This window comes from Actinokineospora xionganensis (genome assembly GCF_014323725.1).
Lineage (GTDB): Bacteria > Actinomycetota > Actinomycetes > Mycobacteriales > Pseudonocardiaceae > Actinokineospora > Actinokineospora xionganensis.
In genome coordinates, this window is record NZ_JABVED010000023.1 from 1 (window position 1) to 25,045 (window position 25,045).

Consider the following 25,045-nt stretch of genomic DNA (forward strand, 5'->3'; position numbering starts at 1 on the left):
GTGATCACAGCCTCCATCAAACCCGGTGCTTGACACACGGCGCCGACCCCGGTCTGGGCCCGGGTGCGTTCGGTGTGCTCGTCGACGATCTCGATCCGCCAGACCATGATCTCGGTCACCGCGCGACTCCCGTGGAGGCCGCGGCCCGGCTCGCGAGACCAGAGCACCTTCTGGTGGTACTGCGTCAAGGTCTCGGCGTAGGTACCGGTGATCGCCTCACCGGTGGCGATCGTTTCGACCTCCAGCACGCCCTTGCCGTTCATCATGTCGGAACCCCAGGCGCACGGACTTGATTCCGTTCTCGGTTCAGCTCACCACGAAGTCGACCGGCACGGCCGACGCGCTACCCGCTTCACCAGGGGAACGGACGCGGCAGCTTCGCCGGGCGGAGGTCGACGAACGCGGCGGGCACGGTGGCGGTGCCTTCGGCGTAGTAGCTCCACATGGTGCGGTACTCGTCGCCGTAGCTGTTCGCGACGGTGGTCAGCCCGGCGGCGCTGGTGTCGCCCCACGCTCCGGTGTCGAGCCGGTGTTCCAGGGCGCGGAGCGCGGCGATTTCCTCGGCGGCGGTGAAGAAGCAGTGGTTGGCGCGCTCGACGTAGGCCTGGCGCAGGTTCGCGGACCGGCCGAACCGGGCCGCGCTGTCGGCGTACCACCGCTGCGCCTCGACGACGTCGGTGCCGTCGCCGGTGGAGTGCAGGGTCAGAGTCGGGACGGACACCAGCCCGGTGGTCGCCGACTCGGCGGACAGCTTCGCCACGGCGCGCGGGTCGGCTGCGATCCTCGGCGCGGCGTTCAGCGTCGCCAGGTCGGCGGCCAGGTCCAGCCCGGCGGCCGCGTACAGCTTCTCCACCAGCGCGTGCTGGCTGGACTTCGCGAGCTGGGCGCGGTAGTCGACGCCGGTGTTCCAGCTCGGGTTGCCGCCAAGTTCGTGCTCCAGCTGCGCCCGGCCGTGGCCGAACATCTGGTTGCCGAGCTGGTAGCGCATGAGCAGGTAGAGGTGAATCGCGGATTCGGAGCCGTCGGTCGGCCGCGGCGCGAGGGAGTCGACCCACGCCGGGATGTCGCCGAACGACGCGGCCAGCGCGAGCCGGGCCTGGCTCTCCGGGGTGTTCAGAGCGGCCCGGATCAGGGGGTTCGCCAGGTTCTGGTTGGCCACCGGGTCGGTGATGCCGGTGATCTTCACCGGTTCCCCGGCCCAGAGCAACGTCTTCAGTGCGAACGCCACGTCGAGTAGGCCGTTGTGGTGCGAGACCGACCCGGCGATCGGCGCGCACATCGGCAGCGCGCCGGAGATGCGGGAGGGGTGTCGCTCGGCGAGCACGGTGGTGACCTGCCCGCCGAGCGACTTGCCCCACGCGATGACACGGCGCGGGCGCGCCACTTCCGCCGTGAACCTGTCCAGGACCGCGAGCTGCTCGCGCACGATCGTGGAGCTGGTGTACGGCGTCATGGCGAACTGCGTGCCTGCCATCGCGTACCCCCGGTCGAGGAGCCACGCGCGTAATGCCGGGTGGTCGTTGTCGACCTCCGGCGCGGGTTTCGGGGCGCCGGGCGTGGCGAGGTAGCCGTGGCTCCAGAGCAGCACCGTGCCGTTCCACCTCGACGGCACCTCGATCACGAACGGCGTGGTCCCGACCGTGCCCTCGATCCTCCGGGAGGAGGCGGCGGAAGCGGGACCGGCCAGTCCGGCCACGGCGAGGAGCAGGGTGGCGAACAGCAGGAAGACTCGGCGCATGGCGGCGAGCATGGAGCGCTCCCCGGCACCTCCGCCATCCTTTCGGGCACCGGCGAAACCTGCGAAGATCTCACGCAATGCTCCGGCTGCGGTTCGACCTCGACGAACTGGCCCGCACCACCCTCTCGACGTCCGGTGTCGCGGCCACGATCGAGGCCGTCTGCAGCGGCGCGCTGCTGACCACCCGCCCGCTGCCCGCGTTCGACGGGTGGCGCCGCCGGTTCCGGACCAGGGTGGACGACCGGATGCGGCCGCTGCTCGACCTGGTGCCCCCTGTCTCCCCGGCCCCCGACTTCCTGACCGTCCGCACCGACGACCCGGCCGACGTGGTCGAGCACCTCGCCGCGCTGCCCGCCGCCGAGATCGCCGCCGACTTGATCGCGGCGGGCATCCGCCCGACTCTGTTCACCCGGCTGCTGGCCTCCGGCGACCGCGAGGCGCGGACCGCGGTCGGTGACGCGCTGCGGCGCTACCACCACGCGTTCGCCGATGAGCTGCCCTCGGTGCGCGCGGTGATCTCCGACGACCTGGCCTACCGCGCGTCGGTGCTGGCCGAGCGGGGCATCGGCGGCCTGCTGGAGTCGCTGCACCCGGCGATGCGGTGGCGCAGCCCGGTCCTGGAGATCGACGGCGGACCGGACCGCGAGGCGTCGCCCGCGGGCCGCCAGGTCCGGCTGGTCCCGTCGGTGTTCATGTGGCGGCGCCCGTACGTGCTGATCGAGCCGGACGGACCGTGCTTCATCACCTACCCGGCGCGCGGTGCGCTTCGCCTTGGCACGACCGAGCCGGAGTGCGGTGACCCGCTGGCCGACCTGCTGGGCCGTACCCGGGCGGCGGCGTTGCGCGCGATCAACGGGGGAGCCACGACCAGCGAACTGTCCGAGCGGCTCGCCATCAGCCTGGCCTCGGCGTCGGAACACGCGTCGGTGCTGCGCCGGGCCCGGCTGATCACCACGTCGCGGGAGGGCCGCGCGGTCCGGCACACGCTGACTCCACTGGGGCACAACACACTGGCAGGCGGCGCCGTCCAGATATGAGTCGTCAGGCGACGCGCTGGGGAATCAGTTCGGATTCGCCCGCGTGCGGCGCGAATGGTCCTTGCGGCGTTCTCACTGGGGACATACCTGAGCAAAGTGCGATTCTGATTTCACCGCTAGGCGCGAAGTCGTCCGCGCTTCCGCGCTGTATAAGGTCTACGTCGCCAACAGACCGGCGGAACCGATGCTGTTGATGAGGCCCGGGTGGCGGAGTTGCTCGCCGTCGCATACACCGCGCGGGGCCAGAGCAGCGCGCTACGCAGGGCGTCCTGAAAGCCTACGTGCTCGAATCTCACTGAACCTCGCTACCGAGCCATCGTGCGACGGGTGGATCTTGGGCTGTGTCGCATTCTCGAAAGCGCGTTGCCCACGTTGATGCGTGACGATCTGACCTGACTCGGTGCGGTCAGAGGGCCGGGATGGTGAGCATCGGAGTGGAGTGGTCGGACAAGCCGATGCTGGTTGTTGTCTCGAGGGCCTTGCCGGTCGAGTCGTGGACGACGTTGTCGGTGACGAGTAGCGGCTGTGTGGCCGGGATGTCGAGGGTCGTGCAGTCGACCTGGGCGGGCATCCGGGCCCGCACGGTGACCACGGCGACGACCGGGCTCAGGCCTGCGTGGCGCATCAGGGTGGTCAGGTCGGTGTGGGGTGTGTTCTCGAAGTCGGCGATGTCGTGGCCGGTGTGGTGCGCGATCCGGCCCGCGACTGTCTCCGGAATCCATTGCTCGTCGACCCGAACGACCCGCTGCCCGGTCCGGTGGTGACGGATTCGGTGCACGACAAGGCTTCCCGTCCGCAGACCGAGCCGGGTTGCCACGTCCGCGCCGACGGGGGTCCACCCGCTCAGCACCAGCTGGAGGTGCTCTCGACGCGGCGCCGGTTGTGGCTGTCGGGCCGGTGTCGCGCACACGAGGGTGCCCACGCCCTGTCTGACGACCGCCAAGCCGTCGGTCACGAGCACGGCGATGGCCGCGCGCGCCGTCCCGCGGGCGACGTCGAATCTTCGGGTGAGTTCCCGCAGCGGGGGCAGCGCGCTGCCGATCGGGTACTCGCCCCGGTCGATCGCCGCGATCAGCTGGTCGGCGACCAGGCGGTATTTGGTGTCCATGGTTGCGGCCCCGACTTCGTGTGGTCAACCCGCCGGGGGAGGGGTGTGTCGGGTGAGGGGGTACTTCTCGATGCCGGTGATCTTCCAGGTGCCGTCCACCTTGGCGAGGCTGATGGACCGCCGTTGCAGGTAGGGAGTGTTAAGGGCGAGTTGCTGTCCTGCCAGATATGCGGGTTCCGCCGCGGTGAACTCGATGGTGGACTCCATCTGGACCTTTGCCGAGGTTCGCTCGCGCAGCAGGGTGGACTCGTACCACGCGACGGCGACCTGGCGGGTGCGCAGTCCGTTGGACTGGAACATCCCGGTCACGCTGGACAGGTAGCCCTTGTCCTGTAGTTGCTTGATGAACCCGTTGTCGTAGAAGGAGAACTCGTCGCGGACGGCGGCGGCGACGGACGCGGAGTCGCGGTTGTCCACGACGCCGGAGTGCAGCACGACGGTCTTGCGGACGGCCGCCACGTCGGGGTCGTCGTCAGGGACGGTGGCGACCACCGCGCCCGCGGCGTCCACCAGCTTCCACAGGCTCTGTCCCTGAGGCGGTCCGCCCGCCGCGTGGGTGCCCGGTGCGGCGGGCGTGGGGGAGCAGCCGGAGAACAGCCAGCACAGGGCGACGACGGCGATGGCGAGACGCATGGTGATCCGATCCGCGTGGTGCGGGCGGGTGGGCCCGCCCGCACCACGCTGCTGGTCAGGACGCGGGTTCAGCGGTCCACTGGCTGGTCCAGTACGTGCTGGGCACGGTCCCGTGCTGGACGTCGCCGGTCAGCCCTTCGGTGTGCATGTACTTGCCGCGCCACCGGTCCTTGAACCGCAGGTAGCCACCGACGGCCTCCGCCGTCCACTGGCTGCTCCACGCGGTCGCGGCAAGGTTTCCGTGGTGCACCACGCCGTTGTCCGCCTCCACGTTGAGGTACTCGCCGGTCCACCGGTTGCGGAAACGCTGGTAGCCCTCGCCGTTCGTCTCCCGAGTCCACTGTGAACTCCAGGCGCTGCTGGGCACGGCTCCGTACTGCAGGTTCCCGGTCTTGTTCTCGATGTGCATGTACTGACCGGTCTGGTGGTTCTTCATCCGCTCGTAGGAGTTCGGATACCCGCCGTCCTTCTTGAACACCCGGATGTAGTCGACGCTCCAGGACTTGGGCCACACCTCGTTGTGCTGACCGGATCCAGCGTCGGTGTAGATGCCGAGGATCATGCCCATCGGCATGTTCGGCGCGTCGTTGATCGTCTTGTAGAGCTGGTTGTCGTAGTAGAAGTTCAGTCCCGTCGGGGTCCAGTCCATCCCGTAGACGTGGTATTCCTGCGTCGGCTGTCCGCTCGGAACCGGGCTCTCGTGCAGCACCCACGATGACAGGAAGTTCGGGTCGCCCCAGCCGTACGCGGCGATGCGCCAGGTGTCCGGCTTGCTGAAGAAGGTCTCGATGAAGTCGATCTCGGGGTTGCGCGACGCGCTGCTGGTGTCCTGGGTCCCGACCAGCCAGAACGCCTGGTGGCCGCCACCGCCCACGGCCGATTTCTTCGCGCGGATCTCGAAGTAGCCGTACATCGTGGAGTAGCCGTTGAAGTCGGGCTCGTGCCGGTTTACCGCGGTGGAGTTGAACCGGTGCCAGTAGTCCTTGTTGTAGCTCTGGATGCTCGACACCCGGACGGTCCCGTCGTGTTCGGGACTCCAGGCGGGCGTGTCCGGGTCGATTCGCTCGGTGAGCACGCCGTCGGCGACGGTGTACCTGGCCTTCGCCTTCTCCCGGTCAGCCGTCCAATGTGGAAGGTAGTAGGGAAGCCAGCGGTTGGTGTCGAGCGAGGTTCCCGAGAACTCCTCCTGGAAGTCGAGCGTGTAGCCCGACTTCGTCGTGGGATTGGGTGGGAAGTCCGCCGCCTGGGCGGTGGAACCGACCCCGGGGAGCGCGCAGCCGACAACCGCCACGATGACGGCCGCGCGGAGACGTAAACGCATGCTGCCTGCCTCTCTGCCGGCGAGATGCGCCAGCATCACGCCGTGTGGGAAGGACCCGACGGGACCGCCCTCACGAGAGTCGAGAAGGGCGTCCGGCGTCAGTTACGTAAGAAACCTTCGTTTGAAATGTGACCCACGGCATGCGGCGTTGTCAAGAGGCGGCCGAGTCGGCCTTGGCGACGAGCAGGTGTCGGACCTGGTCGCGCGCCGATTCCAGCGCGCCGATCGCGACCGCGTCCTCGCCGAGTGTCGACAGCGCCAGCGGCGGCACCTCGTAGAGGATGGCCGACAGGTGTTTGCGGATCGGGTCGACGATCACCGCGCCCGCCCTCGCCAGGCCGCCGCCGACCACGATCAGCCGCGGGTCCATGGCCAGCACCATCGCGCCGATTCCGCCCGCCAGCGTCTTGGCGAAGGTGTCCACCGCGGCCACCGGCAGCGGGTCGCCCTGTCGCGCCTTGGAGAAGATCCACTCACTCGCCGCCTCGCTGCCCGCGTCGCGGAGTCCCGCGTCGGCGGCCAGTCGGCCGGGCGCTTCCTCCCAGCCGAAGGCGGGGTGTTTGCCCACCTCGCCCGCCGAGCCCGAACGGCCGGTGAACGGCACGCCGTCGACCAGGAGTCCCACGCCGAGTCGGTGTCCGACGTGCACGTAGAGCGCGTCAGGCACGTTCTGGGCCGCACCGACGCGGTGTTCGGCGAGGACCGCGAGGTTGGTGTCCTTCAGCGCCGTGGTCGGGCAGCCGAGGCGGGAGCCGAGTTCCTCGGCGAGAGCGACCCCGGTCCATTCGGGAATGGCCACGCACAGCCGGACGACGCCGTGCTCGTCCACGATGCCGGGAGTGCCCACCGCCGCCGCCCACAGCGGACTGCTGCCTGCGGGAACGGTGCTGGTCAGCACGTCGATCGCCAGGTCGATCCTGGTCGCGCGGTCCGCGTCGGTGGGAACCGCCCGACGCGCCGACGCCACGAGTGAGCCGCCCAAAGTGGCGACGCGGACGGCGATGGTGTGCGCGCCGATGTCGATGCCGGCGACCAGTCCGGCGTCACCGTTGAAGCGATACCGCTGGGCGGGCCTGCCGCCCCGCTTGGCCGCGTCGTGTCCGTCGAGTCGCAGCAGTTCGGAGTCGACGAGGGAGGTGAGGATGGCCTGGACGGTGGGCCGTGACAGCTCGGTCGCGTTCGCCACCGCGGTCACGGTCATCGCGGGTCCGTTGTAGAGCAACTGAAGCACGCGTCGGGTGTTGAGGTGGCGCAGCGCGCTCTGGTCTCCACCGGGTAGTTCGCTCACCATTGTCGGGTCCCCCTTGACGCCTGCGCACCGGAGTCGCATCATATCAAACAAAACTTCCTTTCTTAACTCGTGCGGACCGCTCCGTCGGCCCACGTCGGGCACGCGCCGCGCATCGCTCAGGAGAGTCGTATGAAGCTCAAGGTGACCATCGCGACCGGAATCGGCGCGTGCCTTCTCGTGGCGGCCTGTGCCCCACCCGGCGCCTCGAACGCGCAAGGCCCCGCCCAGCAGGGCCCGGTCGGGACCGCGGCTCCCACGAGCGAGGTGACCCTGTCGCTGGTGTCCACTCCGGAATCCGGAGCGGCGATCAGGTCGATCATCACCCAGTTCGAGGGCAAGCACCCCACGGTGAAGATCAAGTACCAGGACACGAACTTCGACGACTACAACAAGAGCCTCAACTTGTCGTTGGCTTCGGCGCAGTCGCCCGACATCGTGCTGCTCAACTCGGTCGGCACCACGGTGAAGGACAACCTGGTGCGCAGCCTCGCGGCGTACGAGAAGGCCTACTCGTGGGACAAGGTGTACCCGAGCACCCAGCTCGCGCAGTGGCGCGTCGGCGGTGACGGCAAGACGCTGGGATTCGGCGATCTCTACGCCGCGCCCGCCGGGTTCTCGATCGTCGGGGTCTACTACAACAAGGCCAAGGCCGCCAAGGTCGGGATCGCCAGTCCCCCGAAGACCCTCGAGGAGTTCGACGCGGCCCTGGCCAAGGCCAAGGCGGCGGGGGAGCTGCCGGTGCAGTTGGGCAACGCCGAAGGGCACGCCTCGTTCGCGGTCCAGTTGATCGGCCAGTCCCACGACGGCGCCGAGAAGGCGGCCACCTGGGCGTTCGGTCACAAGGGGTCCACTTTCGACAGTCCGGGGAACAGGCAGGGCGCGGACAAGGTGCGGGAGTGGGCGGGCAAGGGCTACCTGCCCGCCGACGCCAACGGCGTCGACCTGCAGGGCGCGGTGGACAAGTTCACCAAGGGCGAGGGCGTCTTCTTCATCGATGGGAACTGGGACGCGGCCAAGATCGGCGAGCGGATGAACGGCGATGTCGGCTTCTTCGCCTTCCCCGGCGCGAAAGCGACCGCGATCGGCACCTCGGTGGCCTACGGCATCTCGGCCAAGTGCGCCAACCCCGACGCCGCCGCGCTGTTCCTGGACTATCTGCACTCCGAGGCCGCGTCCGCCGCCGAGTTCAAGGCGGGCTTCATGCCCGCCGACGTCGCCGCGGCCAAGCCCGAGCCGGGCACGGTCATGGCCGACATCGTGGCCGCCTGGACGAAGGTCAACGCGGACAACGGGTTGGTCGGCTTCAACAACAACGCGACGGCGACGATGGGCGACACCCTGACCGCGGCGACGCAGGAGCTGATCGCGGGCAAGACCGACGGCGCGGGTTTCATCGGTGCGATCCAGACCGACTGGGCCAAGACCCATGGCTGAGACGGCCTACGCGCCGCGCCGGATGGCGGTGTCCAGAGCGGGCACCGCCACCCGGCGGCGAAGGCGGCAGGCGCACCGGTTGGTGCCGCTGCTCTACGTCGCTCCCGGCTTCCTGTTCTACCTGACGTTCGTGATCGCGCCCTGGCTGCAGAGTGTGTGGATCTCCCTGTGGGAGTGGAACGGCGTCGGCGTCGCCACCTGGGTCGGCTTGGACAACTACGCCGAGATCCTCGCCGAACCCGCCCTGCGCGCGGCGCTGCTCAACGCCTTCGGGTTCATCGTCTTCTACACCGTCATCCCGATCGTGCTGGGACTGGTGCTCGCGGCCGTGGTGGCCGCGACCCCCTGGCGAGCCATGCCGGTGATCCGCACGGTGCTGTTCCTGCCCCAGATCCTGCCGCTGGTGGCCGTCGGCGTGGTGTGGAAATGGATCTACAGCGAGGACGGCCCGCTCAACCAGCTGCTGGGGGCGGTGGGCCTCGGTGACTTCGCCAGAGCCTGGCTCGGCGACTTCACGTGGGCCTTCCCCGCCGTGGGTCTGATCGGGTCGTGGGTGAGCACCGGGTTGTGCTTCCTGCTGCTCCTCTCCGGCATCGGCCGGATCGACCAGTCGCTCTACGAAGCGGCCAAAATGGACGGTTGCGGACCCGTGCGCGAGTTCTGGCACGTCACGGTTCCGAGTCTGCGCCGCGAGATCGGCGTCGCCGCGACGGTCACGATCATCGCCGCGCTCGCGGGCTTCGACATCGTCTACGTGATGACCGGTGGCGGCCCTGGCCATGCCACGACCGTGCCCGGTGTGCAGGTCTACGAACTCGTCTTCACCGCGGGCCGTGTCGGCACCGCGTGCGCGCTGGCCACCGTGCTCAGCGTGCTCACCTGCGCCGTGATGTACGGCATCAACCGCCTGACCAAGGAGCGATGATGACCCGCTTCCTCACCAGAGGCGCACTGGTCCTCGCGGCCGCGACGGTGTTGTTCCCGTTCCTGGCGATCCTTTCCGCCGCACTGCAGCCGCCGTCGACGCTGTCGCCGGGACTCGCCTGGCCGTCGTCGCCGCACTGGGAGAACTTCGCGACCGCGTGGACCACGGCCGGTTTCGGGTCGCTGCTCAGTTCGAGCGCGATCGTCGCCTTCGGCGTCGTGCCCATCGCGCTGGTGATGGCCACCCTCGCGGGCTACGGGCTGGCCATGTGCACCCTGCGGATCAAGGGACCGTTGTTCGCGCTGCTCATGCTCGGCCTGGCGCTGCCGTTCGAGGCGATCGTGATCCCGCTGTACTACGACATGCGCTCGTTCGACCTTCTCAACAGCCACTGGGCGCTGATCCTGCCGCTGATCGGCGCGTTCATGCCGTTCGGGGTGTTCTGGATGCGCGCGCACTTCGAGTCCCTGCCTCGGGAACTCGTCGAGGCCGCCGAGATGGACGGCGCCTCGCACTGGCGGACCCTCGTGTCGGTGCTGCTGCCCACGGCGCGACCCGCGCTCACCACGTTGGGGCTGCTGAACTTCATGTGGGCGTGGAATCACTTCCTGCTCGCCCTGATCCTGATCCAGGACCCGGCGAAGCGCACCGCGCCCGCGGGCCTCGGGAAGTTCGTGCAGCAGTTCGGCAAGAACATCCCGCTGCTGTCGGCGGGAACCATCATCGTGATCACCCCGATCGTGCTGCTCTACCTGTTCTTCCAACGCCACTTCATCAAAGGCATCCTCCAGGGTGCCGTGAAATAGGAGCCTTCACCTGTGACAGTCACGCTGGCCATTGTCGGCGCGGGCGCGCGCGGCGCCGCGTACGCCCGCATCGCCGTCGGCTTGGGGGCCGCGTCCGTCGTCGCCGTCGCCGACCCCGACGACGCACGCAGAACCGCGCTGGCCGCCGAGTTCGACATCCCAGATTCACACGTCTTCGCGGACTGGTCGGACCTCGCCGCGGTGCCCAAGCTCGCCGACGCCGCGATTGTCGCCACCCCGGACCGCCTGCACGCCGACCCCGCCTGCGCGTTGGCCGACCGCGGCTACGGCCTGCTGCTGGAGAAACCGATGGCGCCGACGCAGGCCGACGCGGAGCGGATCGTCCACGCGGTTCAGCGCAACGGCGTGCTTCTCGCTGTGTGCCATGTGTTGCGCTACACCGAATACTCGCGGCGCCTCAAGGAGTTGGTCGACGCGGGCCGGATCGGCGACATCGTCACCGTGGACCATCTGGAGCCGGTCGGGTGGTGGCACCACGCCCACTCCTACGTCCGCGGGCAGTGGGCCGTGGAGGAGACGTCCTCATCGATGCTGCTGGCGAAGTCCTCACATGACATCGACTGGCTCATCCACATCATCGGTCGTCGAGTCGAGCGCGTCTCCTCCTTCGGCGGACTGTTCCAGTTCCGCCCGGAGAACAAGCCCGCGGGCGCGGGTGACCGCTGTTCGGACTGCCCGGTCGAACGGTCATGCGCGTATTCCGCGGTGCGGATCTACGAACGGTTCCTTGGCGATCCGGTGTTCGAGCGGTGGCCACTGGGCGTCCTCACCGACGACGTGTCGGCCGACGGCGTGCGCAAGGCGCTGGAGGAAGGCCCGTACGGCGTGTGTGTCTACTCAGGACACAACGATGTCGTGGACCATCAGGTGGTGAACCTCGAGTTCACCGATGGCGTCACCGCCTCGTTCACCATGACCGCGTTCAGCGCCTTGGATTTCCGCAAGACCCGCGTCTTCGGCACCCAGGGCAGCATCGAGGGCGACGGCAGGCGGATCGTCGTCCACGACTTCCTCACCGACACCCAGGAGAGCATCACCTTCGACACCACCACCGGCAGCGCCTCGGCGGCCGACGGACACGGCGGCGCCGACACGGAACTGGTCAAGGCCTTCCTCGCAGCGCTGTCCACGGACGAGCACCGCCTCGTGACCAGCGGACCGGCCGAAAGCCTTGAATCACACAAGATCGTGTGGGCGGCCGAGCGTGCCCGGCACACTGGAACCGTCGTGACCATCCAGCCGCCCCACCCTTCGGCGGTAGGAAGCCAGTTGGCGTCTTGACCGCGGGGGAGCGGCGCGTCCCGGACGACGGCGCTCAGGTCTGCTGAAATGAGCCGGACTTCGAGGTTTGTCCGGCCGGGGTGAATCCTTTTGCGGTGTCAGGTCCTCTTATGGGCGATGGTTACGTCAAGAGGGACAGGTGCGATGGACTCGCTACGCGCTGGGGAGGTGGATGTGGTCGCTCGTGGTTGGGCAAGTGAGCAGCTCATCAAGGCCGCGCAGGCTGGTGACCTGGAGTCGATAACCGCTGTGGTGCACGGGGCCCATCCGCATGTGCGGCGCTTCGCCAGGCAGCTGTGCGCGTCGTCGCAGGACGCCGAGGACGCGGCGCAGGAGGCGTTGATCGTGCTCTATCGCAAGATCGGGTCCTTGCGTGCCTCGGCGGCGCTTGCCTCCTGGATGTTCCGGATTGTCCGGAATGAGTGCCTGCGCCGGGCCCAACGCCTGCTCGACCACCGCGACGAGGTCCCCGCGGATCCCGTCGCGTCGGCCGAGGACGAAGTGCTCAGGCGGCTGGAAGCCGAGCGCGTGGCGGAGGCCATCCGGGCGTTGCCCGACCTTCAGCGCCGCGTGCTGATCATGCGTGACGTCCTGGGTCACCCGGGACGGACGGTCGCCGAGACGCTAGGGGTGAGCACCGCGGCGATGAAGTCCAACCTGCATCGGGCCAGGACCACGCTCCGGCTCACCCTGCGTGGGCAGACGACGGTCGATGTCGACCCCACAAGCGCCTGACCCGAACGACAAATCCCAACCCGAAGGGAAGCTTCGCCATGCTCGAATCCGGATCGCCCGCACCGCGAATGGTTCTGGAAGACACCGAGGGACAGACCGTCCTCCTCTCCGACTACCAGGGCAGGCACGCGGTGCTGATCTACTTCATGCGATCGACCTCCTGTCCGGTCTGCAATCGGCATGTCCGAGATCTCGTCGACCGTGGCGACGACATGGCGGCCGACGACGTTCAGGTGCTTCTCGCGGTCCCGGACGATCGTGAGACCGCGGCCAGGTGGAAGGCGAAACACCAGGTCCCGTTCCCCGTTCTCACCGGCCGCGACGGCAGTCCACACGAGATGATCGGTCTGGGCAGGAAGGTGTTCGGGTCGATGCGGCAGTCCGGCAGCGTCCTCATCGACCGCCAGGGCGTCGTCCGCCACGCGCACGGCGCCACCATGCCCACGAGCAGCTACGACAAGGCGGGGATCGCCGCGGCCATCGCCTCCCTGCGCACCCCGGCCTGACCCCGCGGCGCTCCGCCGACACCCTTGGTCAGGCCTCGTGTGCGCGGAAGTGACTGCGGAATGATTGAAGCTGATTGAATCTGTTAACTTGTGTTCATCTCCCGTCAATCATGAGAGGTTCCTGCGCTTCCTTCGGGAGTACTCATGAAGACCCTGCTTCGTTCGCGGCCCGCGCGGCTCGCCGCCGCCGTCACTTCGATCTCGGCCGTGGTGGCCACCCTGGCCGTGGTCGGCACGGCGCCGCCGTCCGTGGCGGCCTCGCTCGCGACCTACACCGTCACCGTCGACTCCATTGGCACCTATCCGCATCCCACCGACACCGGGGCGGGCACCTACATCGACAAGGACGGGACGTTCTACTTCCAGCAGTCCGCGTCCCTCTATGGGGCGACCCAGCACCGAGAGTGGGAGTTCTTCACCGGCACCAACTTCGAGACGGCGACCCGTTCGCCAATCAGCGACGCCGTCAACCCGAACAACTGGGCAGACAAGAACAGCGACACCACCTGGCGCTGCAACAACAGCCCCACGGGCGTCGAGTCGACCTACGCGCCATCGACGGGCAGCTACTCGCAGCGCAACTTCTGCACGCTGATCGGCGTCTGGGTGGACCCGGACACCGGTGACTGGTACGGGTTGGTGCACAACGAGTTCACCCCGCAGCCCTTCGGCGACGGCCTGCACTACGACTCGATCGACTACGCCGTGTCCAAGGACCAGGGTCGGACCTGGGTCATCCGCGACCACGCGATCACCTCGCCGTACAGCACGAAGCGCAACGACACCGCCGCCTTCCCAAACCAGACCTACCACTACGGGACGGGCGACCAGCGTCTGTTCGTCGACGCCGCCTCCGGGTACTTCTACGTGTTCTACGGCTCGCGCATCGTCGACAAAGCGGGGACCTGGAGGGCGTTCTACGGCCACGTCGCGCGCTCGCCGATCTCGTCGAAGATGGCGAAGGGCTCCTGGCAGAAGTGGTACGGCGGCTCGTGGTCGCAGGCGGGCGTCGGCGGGCGCGAGAGCAACATGGTTCCGATCAGCACCAACGCCAACGGGTACACCCCGACCACCGCCGAGTACAACCCGGCCAACACCGGCACCGCGAGCCAGCAGATCGCGGCGGGAAAGATGCCGCCGACGTCGCCGCTGTTCGTCATGAACATCGCGTACAACGCACACCTCCGCCTCTACATCGGCACCCCGCAGGCGGTCGACCAGTCCGGCAACGCACCGCAGGAGATCTACGCGACCGACAACCTCGCGACCCAGAAGTGGTTCAAGCTGGGCGACACCGGCGGCTACCGCAATGCGTCGTGGTACCGCTGGTTCCTCGACACCGCTAGCAAGACCGGGTCCACCATCGTCGGCAAGACCTTCCGCAGCTACTGCTCCTTCGGCTGCGCGAACAACACCAGCGGTCAGTACATCAACGCCACCATCACCTCGTCGACCGCCACTGCGTCCCCTGTGGACACAAGCAGGTCGTACACCATCGGCGTGACCGGGGGTCGTGTCCTCGCGCAGGCCGGCGGCAGCACGGCGACGACGTCGGTCAGCTCGGCGACCGGCTCGAACGCGGAGAGGTGGGCCTTCCATCCCACCGGTGACGGCGCCTACCGCATCGTCAACGTCGGCTCCGGCAACGCCCTTGGCGTCACCTCCTCGGCCAACTCCGGCCGGGCCTGGGGCGCCAAGCCCACGGTGACTGCGGGCTCCACCGTCGGCCGGCAGTGGTGGGTGGTGCCCTCCGGCAGCACGTACCGCTTGGTCAACCGCTACAGCGGCCTCGTGATCGCATTGTCCGCCGACAGCACCCGCACCGCGGAGACCACCCCGCTGCGCACGTGGAGCAACGCCACCGGCAACGCTGTCGGCGGCACCCGAACCGCCGCCGAGCAGACGATCGCCCTGACCGCGGTCGGAACCGCCCCGCCGCCCACCACCCTCGATGGCACCCACACCCTTGCCGCATCGGGCAAGGCGCTGGACAACCCCGGCCACTCCACCACCGCGGGCACCCAGCTCATCACCTGGAGCCCCAACGGAGGCGCCAACCAGACGTGGGTCTTCACGTCCAACCCCGACGGCACCTACCAGATCAAGAACGGCGAGTCGAACCTCTGTGTCGACGTGGCCGACTACTCGACCGCCGCGGGCGGCAAGATCGTCCAGTGGACCTGTACGGGAGGCGCCAACCAACGCTGGGCCGCCACCAGACTCGCCGATGGGACCTATGCGCTGAAGTCCCAGAGCAGTGGCCTGCTCCTCACCACCGCGTCCACGACGGACGGTGCGCTGGTCACCCAACAGAGCGACACCGGTTCAGCTTTGCAGCGCTGGATTGTCGGCTGACCTGGACACCGAGAACGGGCCGGGAGCACACGCTCCCGGCCCGTTTCCTGAGTGGGTGCCCGCTGAAGCAGGTTTGAAGCCTCGGTGAGCGGGTTGTCGTCCCGGTGTTGGGGGCGAGTCCAGCGCTGAAAGCGTTTCGAGGCAACGACTTCGGCGTGCCGCCGGTCGGGCCTTCGGACTGGTGGCACTGGCAACAGTGTGGTGGTACTTGGCGCAGAGGCTGCCGCCGGCGTACTTGATGACCTGTGATCCACGCGTTCGGTGGCGGCGATCGTTCTTCGGGATCCTGCTCGTTGCGTTGACGTAGGGATATGCCGCTTGGCTGCGGTGGACCGCGGCCCGTTTGGTGCGTGATCGGTTTCGAAGGGGACCCCGGTCGGGTTTCTCGCCTTGACCGCCGCCTTGGCCATGGCCGCGGCGGTGACGTGGGGATACCCATCCTTGTTCGTCCACGTGTTCGCGGATTCATCTTCGATCACGCAGTGCGGACGGCCTTTCTGGTGGCCGACTTGGTATGACATGTGAGCTCCTTCGGTTCGGCCGGTGTTCGGCGGAACCGAAGGCATCACCAGGGTGCTGCCAGTCGGCTGTCACCGCACGCCACGGTCGATGTGGGGGTTGCGCGGCTGCCCGCGGGTGATATAGTCAACATATCGGTTGATAAAGAAATGAGTTGACCAACATGGCTGTTGACGAGGTGGAGGAGCGGTTGAACCGCGCGTTCACCGCGCTGGGCGACCCCGTTCGACGCGCGATGATCGCGCGGCTTTCCCGTGCCGACGCGACGGTGAACGAGCTGGCCGAACCTTTCTCCATCACCAAGCAGGCGGTCTCGCGGCACATTCAGGTGCTGGAAGCGGCCGGCCTGATCACTCGCAGCCGGGACGCCCAGCGCAGGCCGTGTCACCTCGACGCGGCCGCCCTGGAGGAACTGACCAGCTGGATCGACAAGTACCGGCTGGTCGCCGAGCGGCGCTATCGCCGACTCGACGCGGTGCTGGAAACCATTAAGGAGCAGGAAAAGTGAACGAGACAACGATCACCACCCCATCTGGCACGCCGTTCATCGACATCGTGCGCGAGTTCGACGCGACCCCGGCCCAGGTGTTCCGGGCCTGGACCGACCCCGAGCTTGTCCCGCACTGGCTGGGACCGTCCGGGATGACGGCGACCGTGGTCGAGTACGACGTGACCTCGGGTGGTCGCTACCACTACGTCCACCGTGACGACTCGGGTGAATACAGCTTCCGCGGCGTGTTCCACGCTGTCGTGGCGAACGAGCGGATCGTGCAGACCTTCCAGTACGACGGGTGGCCGGACGACGTCAGCCTCGAGACGCTGACCTTCGAGGACCTCGGTGGGCGCACCCGGGTGCACACCCACTCCGTGTTCCCGTCGGTGCGCAGCCGTGACGCGATGGTCGAGAGCGGCATGGAACACGGTGTCCGCGACTCGATGGCGCGCCTGGAAGAGCTGCTGGCCCGATGACCGGTCAGGTGATCGTGGACATCTCGATGTCCCTCGACGGATATGTGACCGGGCCGGGAGCGGACCAGCAGCATGGGCTCGGTGTCGGCGGGGAACCGTTGCACGACTGGGTGTTCGACCAGGCCCCGCTCAATCGGAAGACGCTGGACGACATGCTCGCCCGAACCGGCGCCGTGATCATGGGCCGCCGCACGTTCGACGTCGTCGACGGCCCCGACGGCTGGAACGACGAGGTCGGCTACGGCGCCGAGCGTGAGCGGACCGTGGCGCCACCGCCGGTGTTCGTGCTGACCCACGCGGCGCCGGAAACCTGGCGCCTCGGCGACCGGTTCACGTTCGTCACCGACGGACCGCACAGCGCGGTGGCCAAAGCCCGCGCCGCGGCAGGCGCGAAGGATGTGGTGATCATGGGCGGCGGCCAGATCTGCCACGCGTTCCTGGCCGCGGGACTGGTGGATCTGCTCGACATCCACCTCGCGCCCATCGTCCTCGGCGCGGGTACCCGACTCTTCCCGGTCGAGGACTCCCCGAGGGTGCGCTTGGAGCTGGTGGAGTCGGTGTCCGCGCCGAGTGCGGAGCACTTGTCCTACAAGGTGATCGCCGAACGCTGACTGCCGTTGGTCGGTGTAGGTCTCGTCGCGGAGGCCGATCATCCGTCGCGGCCACCGCGTGCCCCACGACTTGCCCGACGTCGTGGTTTCGGCTGGCGGAGATTCGCGTTCAGGACCACGACGTTGGTGAGTAGCCAGTTGTGAGTCGAATACGGGTGCGGAGTCGACATCGCGTCAACGCATGGGTTGACACAAAGCTCTGTCAACCAATACGTTGACGGGGTGAATGAATCCCTGAGTGCGCTGCGGATGATGCCGTGGGCCCGTGAAGCGGTGGACCAGGCCGAACGGGTGCTGATCGAGTCGGTCATGGACAGTGGCTGGACGTGGGAGCAGTTGGGCGCGGTCTACGGCGAACGCTCCAAACAGGCTATGCAGCAGCACTACAAGCGCCGTGGAGGACAGCGGTCCTGGCCCGCGGCACGTCGGCCGGATGCGGAGCCGTCCGACGTGGAATCCGTGCGACGCGCTGTCAACGGCCTGTTGTTGAACTTCCGTGCCACCGACGAGGCGTTGACCCGCACCATGGCGGACGCCTCCTGGAACGAACGCGATCCCGAGAAGGAGGCCCGTCGGCGTCTGTCCTGGACCGAGCGCCTCAACGACAGCCTGGACGAGCTGAACGACTTCATCAACAACCGGATCTCGGCGGTGCCCAGGGTGGACCGGCCGCTGGTGCTCGGCGAGCGCAACCAGGTCCACGCCGATCACACGGAGATAGAGCGCGACAGTGTCGAGCAGGTTCGTGCCGAGATCGACAGGGTCATCGGGCGGCTTGAGGAGCACCGCGACACGGTCGAGGGCACCATCGACGAACTGCGGCGCCGCCGAGCCGAACTCGACTGAAACCGAGTTCGCCGAGCACGTTTTGTCCACAATGGATAGCTTGGCCTGCCGTGGTGCGGCCCCAGCTGGACGTTGGCAGCCACCGCGCCTCTGCAGTGGCCTGCCCGCCGCGGGCTCGGTGGACGATCTGCATATGATCGGCCCGGCCTGTGAGGGCACGTCACCGATCGGCCTGCGGCTGCTCGACAACTCACAGCTCGTACTCGCGCGCTACGCCACGGCCGACGAGGCGTGAGCCGCTCCAGGTGAAGGATCCGCACGGCGTTCGTCACCTCCTCGGGTGGTAGGCGCAGTAGCGTGCTTGTGTCGGCAAACCGTGGGGTCGAACGTGGAGGGATACCCGTGCCCGAGGACGGCCGCCTTGTCGCCGGGCGATATCGGCTTCAGCGACGTGTCGGCGTCGGCGGGATGGGTGAGGTGTGGCAGGCGCTCGACGAGCAGTTGGGCCGGGTCGTCGCGGTCAAGCCGCTCGCGTCGCCGCCCGGGTCGTCGGCTGAGGAGGCCGCGCGAGCCAAGGAACGGGCCGTTCGGGAAGGTCGCATCGCCGCGCGGCTGCAGCATCCCGGCGCGGTCACCGTGTACGACGTCGCCGATGATGACGGCAGGCCGGTCCTGGTCATGGAATACGTGCCCGGGCAGAACCTCGCCGAGCTGATCGCCGGGCGTGGCGCGCTGCCCGCGGACGAAGTGGCCCGGATCGGCGCCCAGGTCGCGGCCGCGCTCGCGGCCGCCCACGCGGCCGGAATCGTGCACCGCGACGTCAAACCCGCCAACGTCCTGATCACCGGTGACGGGCAGGCGAAGATCACCGACTTCGGGATCGCCCGCGCCCGCGGCGACGTGACCGTCACCGCGACCGGCCTGCTCGTGGGCACCCCGGCCTTTCTGGCCCCGGAAGTCGCCCGTGGCGCTGAACCGAACCCGGCGAGCGACGTGTTCTCCCTGGGCGCCACTTTGTACACGGCGCTGGAAGGCCGGGCGCCCTTCGGGGACGGCGACAACCCCATGGCCGTGCTGCACGCCGTCGCCGCAGGGCAGAGCGCTCCTCGGGTGACCGACGGATCGGTCGGCGACCTCGTCGAGCACCTGATGGGAGCCGACCCGCCGCTGCGCCCGACCATGGCCGACGCCGCGCAGCGGCTGCACGCCCTCGCCGCGGGGCACCGCCCGCCTGCTCCCACGCGGGTGGACCTGCGGCCACCGCCGACCGCCGACCCGCCGGTCCGCCGCGGCATCGGCCGCGGCGCGGTCGCCCTGATCATCGCGACGGCCGTTGCCGCCGCGCTGACCTTGCTCGTGCTCGTCCTGCCGAACAAACCCGAACAGGCGGCCACACCCTCGAACACACCGAACCCGACAACGGCCGTGATCGGTCCCGATGACCTGAACCGGGCCGTGACCGAGTACTACGGCCTGTTGCCGGAGAACACCGGCGAGGCCTGGACGCGGCTCGGTCCGAGGATGCGGGCCCAGGGCAAGGAGCAGTACGAGCAGACCTGGAAGGACGTCAAGGACCTCACCATCAGCACCGCGCCGCGGACCACCGGTGCGAACACCGTCCGGGTCGCGATCGAGTACACCGCGGAAAGCCGCGGCAGGCTGCGGGAAACCCGCCAACTGGTCCTGCTCGCCCGCGACGGCGCGCTGTTGATCGACGCCGATGAAGTCCTGTCCTCGGAACGGGTCAGCGGCAAGGACGACAAGGGCAGGGACAACGACAAGGGCAAGGGCAAGAAGGAGGACGAGAAGAAGGAGGACGAGAGGAAGGAGGGTGACGGCTGACCGCGGTCAGCGCGGTGGGACCGGCGGGTCGTGCGAGGTCAGCCGCGAGTTCCCACTGGGTGTCCGAACTCGGCGCAGAGGGCGTCGAACAGTGGAGTCCACGACTCGTCCTTCGCGTTCGCCCGCGGTTCGGCGGTGTTCGGCTGCGGACCGGACGGCGTTTCGCTCGAGCTCATTTTCTGCTCCCCTTCACGACGGACGCCCTTGTGGCAGGCCTGGGTGTTACCTCGGGTCTCGCCTGTGGAAGTGCTGAACAACGCGGCTCTGACGTGGAACAGTCGAGTTGCCTCGTCAATTAGACCAAATGGGTTAACACCCGCTTGTTGACGCCGTGCAACGAGCACTATCCGTCTACATGTGACGCCGACGATTCGCGTGCGTCGTTCATGTTCGATCCGTGTGCGACAGGGTATGGCGATCACAGTCGGATTAGGACAAGGTGTAGGCGCGGTATCCCCCGGCAGTCTCGAGTGACGACGTGAGGACCACCGATGCCTCAGACCCTTCCAGACCTCCGCCCACCCATCCTGTCGGAACACAGCCTGCCGGGACCGTCGGTCACCGGGCGATCGCGGGGGCGCGGCGTGGTGGTGGGCACCGACGGCTCGTACCTGGGTGACCGGGCTGTCGCCTGGGCGGCCCGGCACGCCGATCTGCTCGGCGACGCCCTGCACGTCTACCAGTCGGTCGGAGCCCGTGCTGGAGCCGTCGCGCACGGGGTCAACCAGGTGGCCCACGAACACCCGACGATGGCCGTGGTGCGCCATTTCATCGACGAGCCGGACCCGCTGGACACCCTGGTCGACGCGAGTGCCGAGGCGGGGCTGGTGGTGGTCGGCGCGCGCGGTCGACACCATCCTGGGCTCGGCCTGGGCCACCTCGTCCGTCCCCTGGTCGGCACCGCGCAGTGCCCGGTGGCGGTGGTCAAAGGACACCCCGACGCCATCCGGGGCAGACACGCCACCGTGAGCGTCGCCGTCAGCGGCCGTGAGGACGCCGCGCCGGTGCGCTGGGCGACCGACATCGCCGCCCGGACCGGAGCCAGGCTGCGCGTCGTCCACGCCGCCGTGCACGCCAGTGATGTCGTGGACTGGGCCGTCGACCTCGCCGGAGGTCTCGCACCCGGGCTCGCGATCGACATCGACGCCAGGTCATGCCTGCCGCATGAGATCGTCGCGAGCGTCCACGACACGGACCTGCTGGTCGTCGGCACCGGAGCCGCGCATCCCCACGCCGGGATCGGCCCGATCACCAACGAAGCCCTGTTCCACGCCCCGTGTCCGGTGGTCGTCGTCCGAGCGTGATCACCGCCGCGCCACCGTGATGATCGGTGATCGGGGATTGCGGCCTCGACATCCGGGGTAGCCGCCACCGTGGCGCCCCAAGTTGTCGCTCTCGGCCAGATCGCGCGCGACCTTGTCCTGCGCGTCCCGGAGGTGCCGGGCTCCGGTGGGACCGCGACTGTGCGCGGGCGGTGGGAGGTGCTCGGCGGGAAAGGCGCCAACCAGGCCGTGGGTCTGGCCCAACTCGGAGCCGAGGTCGCCCTGGTCGGGGTGGTGGGCGACGACCGCACCGGACACGACCTGCTGGCCCAGGCACGGGCTGACGGCATCGATGTCACCCACGTGGTCCGGCGGACCGGCCTGGCCACCGCGCTCATCGTCGACCTGGTCGACGACACCGGGGAATGGCGTCACCTCGAGGACATCCCCGACGCGGCGCTGCTTGGCGTCGACGACGTGCTCGCCGCGTCGACACTCCTCGCCGAGGCCGAGTGGGTGCTGGTGCGACTCCAGCAGCCGTTCGCGGCAACGCTCGCGGCCGCGCGGCTGGCATCCACCCAGGGAGCGCACGTCGTCCTCGACGGCGCTCCTTCCGTTCCCGGGCCGATCGGCGACCTGCTGAGTTGCGCCGAGGTCGTGCGGGCGGACGCGCGGGAAGCCGAGCGGCTGGCCGGGCGTGCACTCGGCGACGTCGCGGACACCTCGTGCGCGGCGCGCGAGTTGCTGCGTCGCGGACCATCCCTCGTCGTGTTGGAAGCGGCGGGGAAGGGCAACGTCGTCGCGACTCCCGGCGGCTCGGAGTTCCTTCCCCACGCGAGCGTGGACGTGGTGGACAGCACCGGCGCCGGTGACGCGTTGGTGGCGGCCATGACCTCGGCCCTGATGCGGGGAGTGGACCCGCACGAGGCCGCCCACCTCGCCGTGGCCGCGTCCGCGGCTACGACCGAACACGCGGGCGGTCGCCCCCGACTTAACGGCTAGCCGACCTGTGGCATGCCATCTCGCGCTACGACCTTGCCGCGATAGTCAGACCGACCCGGTGACGTCGTGCCGGGATTTCACCCCCAGCTTCCGCAGCACGCTGGCGACGTGTTGTTCGACGGTGCGGCGGGACAGGAACAGGGTGTCGGCGATCTCCTGGTTCGACCGGTGCCGCACGAGCAGTGCGGCGACGTCCTGCTCGCGCGGGGACAGGGCATCGGGGCCGTTGCGCCGCCAGCGGCGGGTGTGCGCGGCGGAGCCGTGGTCGCGCAGCAGGAGCCTGCAGCGGTTGGCGTCCCGGGTCGCGCCCAGGTTCTCGTAGGCGCCGACCAGGGTGATCAACGCGGTGACGGCTTCGGCGTCGCCGAGCTTCAGGCGGGTTCGGACGGCGTTCTCGCCGTGGGCGGCGGCGGCATAGGCGGCGCCGGTTCGGGCGGCGTGGTGGCGGGCGCGCTCGAAATGCCACAGCGCCCGCTCGTGCGCCTCCTCCGCCGCGGCCACCGCGCCCATCGAGGCGTGGGCCGCCGCGAGCACCGCGGGCGCGTCCGAGCCCGCGGCCGCCGCGGTGGTCTCTTCGGCCAGCGTACGGGCCTCGGCCTGGCCGCCCGCTCGCAGCCAGGCCCGCACGACGGCCGGGACCACCTCGCCGGACCAGGCCCAGATTCCCTTGTGGCCGAACAACTCCATCGCCCGGTCGGCCTCCACGACGGCGGCGGCGACCTCGTCGCGGTCCAGCAGCATGCGGATCACGCCCGCGCTCGCGGCGAGAGCCACCGGGCTGACCGCGTCCTCGGGGAGGTCCAGGCCGGTGCGCGCGAACCAGCGCTCCGCGGCCTGCCGGTCACCGGTCGCCGACGCGAGCACCGCCAGTACCAGCGCGGCCTCGGCGCTGTCGGGCAGCGCGTCCGGATCGGCCGACAGGTGCGCCTCGGCCCGCTCGGCCAGCCCGGCCCACTGCCCGGTGTGCAGGTCCAGCCGCAGCCGCAGACCTGTTCCCGCGGTGTCGTCGGACAGCCGCCGCGCGGTTCGCAGGTGGGCGCGGGCGCGTGCGGCCTGGCCGGTCCAGGAGTAGCTGTGGGCCACCGTGAGGTGCGCGCGGGCCAGGTCGAGCCGCTCCTCGGGGTCGCGGACGCCCTCCGGCGGCCTGCGCACGGCCTCCGGAATGGGCCCGTCTTCCATGAGAACCCGGTTCGCGGTGATCGCCGCCAGCAGCGCGGGCCGGTCGCTGCCTGCGGTGCGCACCCCGCGCTGCAGCCACTCCCGGTGGTCGGCCAGGGGCCGCGCCCCCAGGGCCGGGTCGGCCAGCACCGCCATCGCCCGTGCCGCCCGGGCCGGGCGGTCGGCGAGTTCGCCGACGGCGAGCGCGAGTTCGGTCCGCCCGGCCTCGATCCCGTCGCGCCGCCGCACCAGCACCATCCCCAGAGCGAGGCGGGCCTCGGCGCGGGCAGCCGTGCTCAGCACCGGGTCACGGACCAGGTCGTCGAGTCGCGCGTCGCTCCCGTGTTCCGGGTGTGCCGCCACGAGCCGGGCGTAGCGGGTGGCGACGCGCTCGCGGAGGTCCGAGGGCAACCCGGGCTCGTCGAGCACCGCACCGAGCGCCGCGGCGGCGTCGTCACCGTCGGCCGATTCGGTGTAGGCGATCCACTCGGCGAACCGCCCGGCCAGGCGGGCGTGCCTGGCGAGCCGGGTGGGACGGGCCCCGGGGTCGTCGCGCAACGCGCTCAGTGCTCGGGCGTGTGCGCGGCGCCGGTCCGGTCCGGGAAGTCCGTCGTACACGCACCGGCGCATGGCTCCGGGCTCGACCCGGTACCGCGCGGCGCCGGACTCGCTGAGCAGGCAGGCGCGCACCGCTTCGGCGATCGCGGTCGCGGCCTCGCCGGATGTGGTTCCGGCGACCCGGGCGAGGACCCCGCATGGCGCCGGGGCGTCCAGCACCGCCGCCGCCAGCACCACAGCACGGGCGGTCGGGGAGAGGGCGTCCAGGCAGGCGGCCGTGTCCAGCCGCATCTCCCGCGGCAGCGGGGCCTGGGCGAGCGACTGTTCGCCGGTGCGCAGCAAGTACGCCGCCGCGTGCTCCACCAGGTCCGGTCGCCCGCCGGTGTGTTCGGGCAGCTCGGACAGCGCCTGCTCGGTCAGCGTCGGCGCGATGGTGAGCGCCAGCTCCGCCACCGCGGTTGAATCCAGGCCGGACAGCGAGATGACCCGTGCTCCGGGGAAGCCCACCGGCCCCGGCCGCTGGGTGAGCACAATGGACAGACGCTCGGGCGGCTGGACGGCCAGGTAGCGCACCAGCGCCCGGGTCCGGTCGTCGGCCCACTGCAGGTCCTCGACGACGAGCACCACCGGCGACAGCGCGTCGAGCAGGTCGCGGACCGCGCGGAACAGGCGGTGCCACTCCGCCGCTCGGTCGGGCAGCGGTGGCAGCGCGGGCGGCAGGTGCGCGGCGATCTCCGGCAGGTACGGCGCGAGCGCCCCGGTGACCGCGCTCGGCGTCAGCGGCGGCGGCCCGGCCAGCCGCAGCGCCTCGAACACCGCGCCACAGGGGAACGCCTCGCCCGGTGGCGGCTGGCACGTGCCGCGCAGGACGGTGCGCGACCGCACCTGCCGGTCGGCCAGGATCTCCCGCACCAGCCGGGTCTTCCCGACCCCGGCCGGGCCGGTCACGCACAGGACCGACGGCGCGGCGAGCACGGCGCGAATCCCCGCGCCGAGTTCCTCCTGCCGCCCCACAAAGGGAAGCCGCAGACCCTGCCACTCTTCGACCGCTGTCATGCCATCGAGGGTAGGCATCAGATGGGGTGGTATCGGCCCAGCGCAAAAATTGGGTACTACTACTCGATTCACCACGGATGGTTGGGCGCGG

At 69.4% G+C, this 25,045-nt stretch carries 23 protein-coding genes; 15 read left to right on the forward strand and 8 right to left on the reverse strand.

Annotation, left to right across the window (positions count from 1 at the left end):
* On the reverse strand, positions 1-266 hold a 266-nt coding region (locus tag GPZ80_RS28030), incomplete at its 3' end, for a hypothetical protein (protein ID WP_187224107.1).
* A gap of 86 nt (positions 267-352) precedes the next feature.
* Complete coding sequence (locus GPZ80_RS28035) at positions 353-1,750, reverse strand: alpha/beta hydrolase family protein (protein ID WP_187224108.1); 1,398 nt, start codon at positions 1,748-1,750, stop codon at positions 353-355.
* 65 nt (positions 1,751-1,815) lie between these two features.
* Between GPZ80_RS28035 and GPZ80_RS28040 the strand changes: the two genes are divergently transcribed.
* Positions 1,816-2,775 carry an ArsR/SmtB family transcription factor gene (locus GPZ80_RS28040; protein WP_187224109.1) on the forward strand — a complete coding sequence of 320 codons (960 nt, stop codon included), beginning with the start codon at positions 1,816-1,818 and terminating at the stop codon, positions 2,773-2,775.
* Positions 2,776-3,181: 406 nt separating this feature from the next.
* Here the strand turns inward: GPZ80_RS28040 and GPZ80_RS28045 are convergent, their stop codons facing one another.
* The 4 genes from GPZ80_RS28045 to GPZ80_RS28060 form a co-directional block, all read right to left on the reverse strand.
* Positions 3,182-3,883, reverse strand: a complete 702-nt coding sequence (locus GPZ80_RS28045) for a GntR family transcriptional regulator (protein WP_187224110.1) — start codon at positions 3,881-3,883, stop codon at positions 3,182-3,184.
* A 24-nt stretch (positions 3,884-3,907) separates the two neighbouring features.
* Positions 3,908-4,516: a hypothetical protein gene (locus GPZ80_RS28050; RefSeq protein WP_187224111.1), complete on the reverse strand. Its 609-nt coding sequence runs from the start codon at positions 4,514-4,516 to the stop codon at positions 3,908-3,910.
* 55 nt (positions 4,517-4,571) lie between these two features.
* Positions 4,572-5,837 (reverse strand): glycoside hydrolase family 16 protein, encoded by a 1,266-nt coding sequence (locus GPZ80_RS28055; RefSeq protein ID WP_187224112.1) that lies wholly within the window; start codon positions 5,835-5,837, stop codon positions 4,572-4,574.
* Positions 5,838-5,988: 151 nt separating this feature from the next.
* Entirely contained in the window at positions 5,989-7,125 is a 1,137-nt protein-coding gene (locus GPZ80_RS28060) for an ROK family transcriptional regulator (protein ID WP_222719982.1), read from the reverse strand.
* Positions 7,126-7,257: 132 nt separating this feature from the next.
* Here GPZ80_RS28060 and GPZ80_RS28065 point away from each other — a divergent pair, with 132 nt between their 5' ends.
* The 12 genes from GPZ80_RS28065 (at position 7,258) to GPZ80_RS28120 (ending at position 19,918) form a co-directional block, all read left to right on the forward strand.
* Complete coding sequence (locus GPZ80_RS28065; protein WP_187224114.1) at positions 7,258-8,562, forward strand: ABC transporter substrate-binding protein; 1,305 nt, start codon at positions 7,258-7,260, stop codon at positions 8,560-8,562.
* Complete coding sequence (locus tag GPZ80_RS28070) at positions 8,555-9,487, forward strand: carbohydrate ABC transporter permease (protein WP_222719983.1); 933 nt, start codon at positions 8,555-8,557, stop codon at positions 9,485-9,487. Before GPZ80_RS28065 ends, GPZ80_RS28070 begins: the two co-directional genes overlap by 8 nt.
* On the forward strand, positions 9,487-10,293 hold the full coding sequence (locus GPZ80_RS28075; RefSeq protein WP_222719984.1) for a carbohydrate ABC transporter permease: 807 nt from the start codon (positions 9,487-9,489) through the stop codon (positions 10,291-10,293). Before GPZ80_RS28070 ends, GPZ80_RS28075 begins: the two co-directional genes overlap by 1 nt.
* A gap of 12 nt (positions 10,294-10,305) precedes the next feature.
* Positions 10,306-11,595: a Gfo/Idh/MocA family protein gene (locus GPZ80_RS28080; RefSeq protein WP_187224116.1), complete on the forward strand. Its 1,290-nt coding sequence runs from the start codon at positions 10,306-10,308 to the stop codon at positions 11,593-11,595.
* A gap of 144 nt (positions 11,596-11,739) precedes the next feature.
* The gene (locus tag GPZ80_RS28085; RefSeq protein ID WP_187224117.1) at positions 11,740-12,330 is read left to right on the forward strand and encodes an RNA polymerase sigma factor; all 591 of its coding nucleotides are present in this window, start codon (positions 11,740-11,742) and stop codon (positions 12,328-12,330) included.
* Positions 12,331-12,368: 38 nt separating this feature from the next.
* Complete coding sequence (locus GPZ80_RS28090) at positions 12,369-12,836, forward strand: peroxiredoxin family protein (RefSeq protein WP_187224118.1); 468 nt, start codon at positions 12,369-12,371, stop codon at positions 12,834-12,836.
* A 144-nt stretch (positions 12,837-12,980) separates the two neighbouring features.
* On the forward strand, positions 12,981-15,191 hold the full coding sequence (locus GPZ80_RS28095; RefSeq protein ID WP_187224119.1) for an RICIN domain-containing protein: 2,211 nt from the start codon (positions 12,981-12,983) through the stop codon (positions 15,189-15,191).
* 682 nt (positions 15,192-15,873) lie between these two features.
* Entirely contained in the window at positions 15,874-16,218 is a 345-nt protein-coding gene (locus GPZ80_RS28100) for an ArsR/SmtB family transcription factor (RefSeq protein ID WP_187224120.1), read from the forward strand.
* Positions 16,215-16,679, forward strand: coding sequence for an SRPBCC family protein (locus GPZ80_RS28105; protein ID WP_187224121.1), 465 nt, complete (start codon positions 16,215-16,217; stop codon positions 16,677-16,679). The genes GPZ80_RS28100 and GPZ80_RS28105 overlap by 4 nt, the downstream gene beginning before the upstream one ends.
* Positions 16,676-17,290 (forward strand): dihydrofolate reductase family protein, encoded by a 615-nt coding sequence (locus tag GPZ80_RS28110; protein WP_187224122.1) that lies wholly within the window; start codon positions 16,676-16,678, stop codon positions 17,288-17,290. Before GPZ80_RS28105 ends, GPZ80_RS28110 begins: the two co-directional genes overlap by 4 nt.
* A 222-nt stretch (positions 17,291-17,512) precedes the next feature.
* Positions 17,513-18,136, forward strand: a complete 624-nt coding sequence (locus GPZ80_RS28115) for a hypothetical protein (protein ID WP_187224123.1) — start codon at positions 17,513-17,515, stop codon at positions 18,134-18,136.
* 342 nt (positions 18,137-18,478) lie between these two features.
* On the forward strand, positions 18,479-19,918 hold the full coding sequence (locus tag GPZ80_RS28120; protein WP_187224124.1) for a serine/threonine-protein kinase: 1,440 nt from the start codon (positions 18,479-18,481) through the stop codon (positions 19,916-19,918).
* A gap of 38 nt (positions 19,919-19,956) precedes the next feature.
* On the opposite strand, the gene GPZ80_RS28125 is transcribed toward GPZ80_RS28120, so the two are convergent.
* Entirely contained in the window at positions 19,957-20,094 is a 138-nt protein-coding gene (locus tag GPZ80_RS28125) for a hypothetical protein (protein ID WP_187224125.1), read from the reverse strand.
* A 315-nt stretch (positions 20,095-20,409) separates the two neighbouring features.
* On the opposite strand from GPZ80_RS28125, the gene GPZ80_RS28130 reads away from it, so the two are divergent.
* Entirely contained in the window at positions 20,410-21,222 is an 813-nt protein-coding gene (locus GPZ80_RS28130) for a universal stress protein (RefSeq protein WP_187224126.1), read from the forward strand.
* A gap of 69 nt (positions 21,223-21,291) precedes the next feature.
* Positions 21,292-22,182 carry a PfkB family carbohydrate kinase gene (locus GPZ80_RS28135; RefSeq protein WP_187224127.1) on the forward strand — a complete coding sequence of 297 codons (891 nt, stop codon included), beginning with the start codon at positions 21,292-21,294 and terminating at the stop codon, positions 22,180-22,182.
* 45 nt (positions 22,183-22,227) lie between these two features.
* On the opposite strand, the gene GPZ80_RS28140 is transcribed toward GPZ80_RS28135, so the two are convergent.
* Positions 22,228-24,954: an AAA family ATPase gene (locus GPZ80_RS28140; protein ID WP_187224128.1), complete on the reverse strand. Its 2,727-nt coding sequence runs from the start codon at positions 24,952-24,954 to the stop codon at positions 22,228-22,230.
* Between the last annotated feature and the right edge of the window lie 91 nt (positions 24,955-25,045).

What these genes read in the sequence shown, in the direction of transcription:
- GPZ80_RS28075 (WP_222719984.1), top strand. Translation starts at nt 9,487, where the DNA reads ATGACCCGCTTCCTCACCAGAGGCGCACTGGTCCTCGCGGCCGCGACG.
- GPZ80_RS28140 (WP_187224128.1), bottom strand. Translation starts at nt 24,954, where the DNA reads ATGACAGCGGTCGAAGAGTGGCAGGGTCTGCGGCTTCCCTTTGTGGGG.
- GPZ80_RS28035 (WP_187224108.1), bottom strand. Translation starts at nt 1,750, where the DNA reads ATGCTCGCCGCCATGCGCCGAGTCTTCCTGCTGTTCGCCACCCTGCTC.
- GPZ80_RS28125 (WP_187224125.1), bottom strand. Translation starts at nt 20,094, where the DNA reads ATGAGCTCGAGCGAAACGCCGTCCGGTCCGCAGCCGAACACCGCCGAA.
- GPZ80_RS28055 (WP_187224112.1), bottom strand. Translation starts at nt 5,837, where the DNA reads ATGCGTTTACGTCTCCGCGCGGCCGTCATCGTGGCGGTTGTCGGCTGC.
- GPZ80_RS28100 (WP_187224120.1), top strand. Translation starts at nt 15,874, where the DNA reads ATGGCTGTTGACGAGGTGGAGGAGCGGTTGAACCGCGCGTTCACCGCG.
- GPZ80_RS28045 (WP_187224110.1), bottom strand. Translation starts at nt 3,883, where the DNA reads ATGGACACCAAATACCGCCTGGTCGCCGACCAGCTGATCGCGGCGATC.
- GPZ80_RS28110 (WP_187224122.1), top strand. Translation starts at nt 16,676, where the DNA reads ATGACCGGTCAGGTGATCGTGGACATCTCGATGTCCCTCGACGGATAT.
- GPZ80_RS28065 (WP_187224114.1), top strand. Translation starts at nt 7,258, where the DNA reads ATGAAGCTCAAGGTGACCATCGCGACCGGAATCGGCGCGTGCCTTCTC.
- GPZ80_RS28040 (WP_187224109.1), top strand. Translation starts at nt 1,816, where the DNA reads ATGCTCCGGCTGCGGTTCGACCTCGACGAACTGGCCCGCACCACCCTC.
- GPZ80_RS28070 (WP_222719983.1), top strand. Translation starts at nt 8,555, where the DNA reads ATGGCTGAGACGGCCTACGCGCCGCGCCGGATGGCGGTGTCCAGAGCG.
- GPZ80_RS28130 (WP_187224126.1), top strand. Translation starts at nt 20,410, where the DNA reads ATGCCTCAGACCCTTCCAGACCTCCGCCCACCCATCCTGTCGGAACAC.
- GPZ80_RS28090 (WP_187224118.1), top strand. Translation starts at nt 12,369, where the DNA reads ATGCTCGAATCCGGATCGCCCGCACCGCGAATGGTTCTGGAAGACACC.
- GPZ80_RS28050 (WP_187224111.1), bottom strand. Translation starts at nt 4,516, where the DNA reads ATGCGTCTCGCCATCGCCGTCGTCGCCCTGTGCTGGCTGTTCTCCGGC.
- GPZ80_RS28095 (WP_187224119.1), top strand. Translation starts at nt 12,981, where the DNA reads ATGAAGACCCTGCTTCGTTCGCGGCCCGCGCGGCTCGCCGCCGCCGTC.
- GPZ80_RS28085 (WP_187224117.1), top strand. Translation starts at nt 11,740, where the DNA reads ATGGACTCGCTACGCGCTGGGGAGGTGGATGTGGTCGCTCGTGGTTGG.